4 protein-coding genes are annotated in these 5,036 nt (G+C 42.1%); all 4 read left to right on the top strand.

The window, feature by feature from the left end; translation table 11 throughout:
* A partial coding sequence (locus ACCM36_RS01535) for a ComEC/Rec2 family competence protein (protein WP_370571938.1) occupies window positions 1-1,125 on the top strand: 1,125 nt, incomplete at its 5' end.
* Between the two features lie 74 nt (window positions 1,126-1,199).
* The gene (locus ACCM36_RS01530) at window positions 1,200-1,421 is read left to right on the top strand and encodes a DUF3006 domain-containing protein (RefSeq protein ID WP_370571937.1); all 222 of its coding nucleotides are present in this window, start codon (window positions 1,200-1,202) and stop codon (window positions 1,419-1,421) included.
* Window positions 1,422-1,712: 291 nt separating this feature from the next.
* Window positions 1,713-2,753 (top strand): methyltransferase dimerization domain-containing protein, encoded by a 1,041-nt coding sequence (locus ACCM36_RS01525; RefSeq protein WP_370571936.1) that lies wholly within the window; start codon window positions 1,713-1,715, stop codon window positions 2,751-2,753.
* A 277-nt stretch (window positions 2,754-3,030) separates the two neighbouring features.
* A partial coding sequence (locus ACCM36_RS01520) for an ABC transporter substrate-binding protein (RefSeq protein ID WP_370571935.1) occupies window positions 3,031-5,036 on the top strand: 2,006 nt, incomplete at its 3' end.

Genomic DNA, 5,036 nt, shown 5'->3' with positions numbered 1-5,036 from the left:
CAAGAAAACTTTATCTGCATTGGGTCTTTACGCTTATTTCATCTACTGCGTAGAGGGGATAATATCAGAAAGGAACTAAAATGGATACTAATAGCTTTCGTTGTGCTTGCGCTGCTTGGTGTCCTGTTAGGAGAACCGGCTGAACGCCCGGCCAAATCTGCGAATCAGTCGCAGCAAGAGATCACAGACAATACCACACTTCAGAATTCCACGCCTGTAAAAGAAGAATCTAATGACACTATAAATGAAAACACTACTAAAAAACAATATGCATTACCTGAACTAACATCGTCTGACACTCAAAATACTAACCTGACAGTCCACTTCATAGATGTTGGCCAGGGTGACTCCATCCTCGTTGAATACGCCAATGAGACAATGCTTGTCGATGCCGGTGAAAGTGACAAGGGTGCTAATGTCTCGGCATTCCTCAGGGAACAGGGAGTCACAAACCTTGATTATGTGGTCGCGACCCATCCTCATGCAGACCACATAGGAGGAATGACTGATATTCTGAATGAATATACAGTGGGCGAGTTCGTAGACTCAGGATATCCGCACACGACGCAGACATATGAGAACATGCTTACAATAATTGAAAATAAGAGCATTCCTTTCCACGTAGCAGAACGGGGAGAAGCACTTGAATTTGCTCCCGGCATACAGGTGCAGGTGTTGAACCCAAAGAGAAAACTCTCCGAAGACATCAACGAGAATTCCGTAGTGCTCAGGATCATAGATAATAACGTCTCATTCCTGCTCATGGGAGATGCAGGCCTTGAAACAGAAGAAAGCATCATATACGAAGGCTATGACCTAGACTCAGATATTCTCAAGGTGGGTCACCATGCAAGCACTTCCGCATCCGGAGAGAGCTTCATTGCAGAAGTAAGCCCGGAAATAAGTATTATCGAAGTAGGGGCGGATAATGATTATGGACACCCACATGTGGAGATCCTCGAAAGACTGCAGAACGTATCCATGGTTTACAGAACAGATTACCACGGCACCATAACAGTCACAACGGATGGCTTAACGTACACAGTGACCACTGAAAGAACACCTCCCGAACAGAACAGCACAATGAATACCAGTTCTTTCCCTACCATTAAAGCAGGAAACTAAGTTCAATAAATGTCCTCTCCCTTTATGACAGATAGCAGCAATGGATAAACTGTGAGCTTACCGGAGAAAATATCTTGAGCTTCAAAGCCACCCTGGACAGGATAGAAAACAAGATAGCCGTGTTACTTGTCAGACCTGAAGAAAGCACAAAGATAAGCATGCCCCTTTCCCTATTGCCGGAAAGCACTAAGGAAGGGGATATCCTGGACATCGATATTACAAAAGATGTGCAGGAAACAAAACAGGCAAAAGCAAGAGTATCAGCCCGGATTGATAAACTTAAGAACAAGAATTAAGGGTTGGTTTCCAGTTCAGGTAAAATTTATCATGGGTGGTATATGATCCTGAACTGGATGCACGCTTTCTAAGATTCAAATATGATATAAAGTCGTTTTCATTTTGTTCCGGCTTTAAAATTTGGATATTGCTTCTTTTCCAGAAAGTATCTTATTTACGCAATATATTTAAAAGTTGTAAAACGTGAGATTTTTTTTGTAGGGGAGATATTAAAAACGGTTTCCGGATATAATTTGCATTCATGTTTATACAATAAAGTGTTAATATGTTGAACTAAAATAGCAATCTATATGGATAGATTGATAGACCTCACTCCTTCAGTCAAATATATGGGAGAAACACTTCGCGAAATTGCAATGGGGTTTGAAAGAGCCCAGATATTGTTCACTGCTTTTGAACTGGGTATTTTCACCAAACTGGAAAAACCGCTGACTCCAAAAGCATTAATACAGGAAATGACGCTTAATCCTGAAACTACAGCTCGGTTTCTGGATGTTTTGACTGCGATGAACCTGATTTCAAAAAATGGAGAGCAGTACCAGACACATCCCGACTTCGTGCCTTTTCTTGTAGAGGGAGAGCCTTATTATTCCCTCTATCTGGAATCCGCATTAAAAGAGCGTAAAATGTGGATGGACCTGAAAAAAGCACTTGTGGAGGATACTCTACTAAGCTCAGAAAAGACGAAATTTGCCTATAACCCGGATTCACTTAAGTGGACAGCACGGGATTGCACTCATGGCAGACTGCAAAGGACACTCAAGATCGTTTCTTCACTTCCGGAGTTCAAAAAAGCTCGAAACCTCATAGACCTTGGAGGAGGGCATGGACTTTTTGGAATAGGTTTCGCCCAGGAAAATCTGGATCTAAGAGTTGTGATCTTTGACCAGCCCCATATCACGGAAATATCTCGGGAATATGTCGGCAAATATGATTTATGTGAAAGGGTAAAAGTTCTATCCGGAGACTATCTTCAGGATGATTTTGGAAAAGGATATGATATTATCTTCGAAGCCCTTTCTCTGGAAGGAGGACCTGAAGAAGCAAAGGCCCTATATCAAAAGGTCTCACATGCCCTGAATCCCAACGGCCTCTTTATTACCCAGCTCTTTACTCTTGACGATAGCGAAATATCCCCTCTTCCTACCCTTATCCTTGACCTCCGAGAAAGGATAAAAGATTATCAGCAGATGCATCTCATGACAAATGCTGCCATTTTCGAATCGTTTAAGAAAGTTGGTCTTTTTGGAGAACAAATAATTGATATGTCCATGGGTGCTAACCTTCCAATGAAGATGATCATTGCAAGGAAAACAAGTAACATGGTATAGATATAACTTTCAGTACTAAACTCATTAGTGTTATTTTTTTTAGTTTTAGTAGTATTTAGTAGGAGATTAATTGATAATTATCTAATGAAAATAATAATCAATCATATTTATGTATGAGAAATTAATACTACATATTAATCTACAGCAGTTTTAGTTGGAAAAAGTTAAGTTGCAACAAATAACTCTAACATTGCAGTCTACAGAACAGGGTCTTAAAATTTGCAAGTTGCAAAACGCAGGTTTCCGGCTACAAATAAAGCTGTGAGGTGGAAGCGATATGAACAGTAAAACAAAAATTTTATTCATAGCCATCATGTTGGTGGCTGCAGTCTTTCTGAGTGGCTGTACGGACAGCAATGCGGCCGATGAAAGTAGTTCAGGTTCTGAAAAGGTAACAGAGAAAACCACTACTGTGACAGAAACAGTAAATGACCCCGATGATAAAAAACTGAGTATCAGAGAAGACATAGAAAGTAATGAAACTACAGTTGATCCTTCTCTTAATACTACTACCAATTCCACATCTACACCGACAAGCTATTCAAGCAGTGGAGGAAGTTCATCAAAGAGCAGCGGAAGTTCATCTTCAAAAAGTGATGATCCCAGTTCTGGTTCTGAAGATGCTGACACAATAACTGTTACTGACGATATAGGCCGAACTATCACAATACCCTATCCATGCGAGAGGAACGTATTCCTTGTGGAGAACGCCATGAACTCTATGTATGCTGTGGGTGGAGCTGATGAGATCGTGGGAATAGGAGCTGTATGGCAGGAAGATACAAAGGCACCTTTCTTCAGGGCCATTGATCCCAATTATGATTCAAAACGTCTGTCTGAAGGAACTGCACAGCCTGGCACTGAAACCATAGCTACTGTGGATCCACAACTCGTATTGCTCTGGGCAGCCGACTGGGAAAGTGAGGACATAAAGTCAATTGAAGAATCAATCAACGTGCCGGTATATGGCGTATACATAGATAGCCTTGACGACCTCCAGAAACAAATGAAAACCTTCAGCAAGATCATCGATAAGGAAGAAGAAGGCGACAGAGTTCTGGATATCATGGACGAGAACATGGAACAGGTCACAGATATAACCGATAAACTCTCTGACGAAGAAAAGCCAACTGTTTACTGGATGTGGGGCGATGTCTACGGTACAGCCGGAAAAATAAGTACTGCAAATGACCTCATAGGAAGAGCAGGTGGAGTAAACGTCCTCAACGAATGGGATAACAGCTCAAAGAGCTTAGAACATCCAGTTCTTAACCTTGAGACCATCCTTGATCTGAATCCTGAAGTCATATACATGTGGTACAATACCGACCTTAATCCCTCGGATATTATTTCAGGTAATACCGTAAATGGCATAGACTTCAGTGTCTGGAGCGAGATAGACGCAGTGAAAAATGGAAGAGTGTATGAGATATCTGATCCCTTTGTGTATGATTTCCATTCCCCGAGGCTGCCACTTGCAATGATGCACATCGCAAAGGACCTGCACCCTGACAAATTTGCAGAAATTGACCTTGCAGAAGAGACAGACCAGTATTATGTTGACATATACGGTGTCCACTACCCAGGATTTGAACTTGCTGACGATTCTGGTTCAAATGAAACTGACACAATAACAATTACAGATTCTGCAAACAGAACCGTAGATGTTCCTTATCCAGTTGAATCAATTGTAGTTCTCTGGGACAACCCTCCGGAGGAACTGAGATCACTTGGAGCTATTGACAGGATAGTTGGTATAGACACAGCTACAAAGGAAAAGGTAGACAAAGGCTTCTTCCCCGAACTTGAAGATGTGCCTGTAATAGGAAGCTATGATGAACCGGACTATGAGAAGATCGCAGAACTTAATCCTGATGTTGTGATCATGCTCTCAAGCTATGCCCCATTGCCGGACGAGGTCCAGGAAAAACTTGAACCTTTCGGAATAACGGTCGTAGCTCTTGACTTCTATATGGTCGAAGAATGGGAAAGGGAAGTAACAACCCTTGGTAAAATGCTTGACAAAGAAGAAGAAGCTGAAGAGTACATAGCATTCTTCCAGGAATACTGGGACATGCTGGATGAAAGGTCTGCAACTATTTCCGAAGAAGAAAAGAAGACCGTTTACTTTGAAGGTGCAAAGACATACCAGACATACGGAGGAGCGGATTACGGATCCGGCATCCCCGGAATGATCAGGGCTGCCGGTGGTCTGGATCTGTTCCCCAGAGAGAGGAGTATGCATTCGAGGTCGATCCTGAAGAGGTTGCTACCAGAAATCCG

The sequence above is a fragment of the Methanomethylovorans sp. genome (assembly GCF_041305605.1).
Classification (GTDB): domain Archaea; phylum Halobacteriota; class Methanosarcinia; order Methanosarcinales; family Methanosarcinaceae; genus Methanomethylovorans.
The sequence above is the reverse complement of the archived record's forward strand: the minus strand, read 5'-3'. Positions and strand labels throughout refer to the sequence as shown.

Excerpts from the sequence above, each read along its gene's own strand:
- ACCM36_RS01525 (WP_370571936.1), top strand. The coding sequence starts at position 1,713 with ATGGATAGATTGATAGACCTCACTCCTTCAGTCAAATATATGGGAGAA.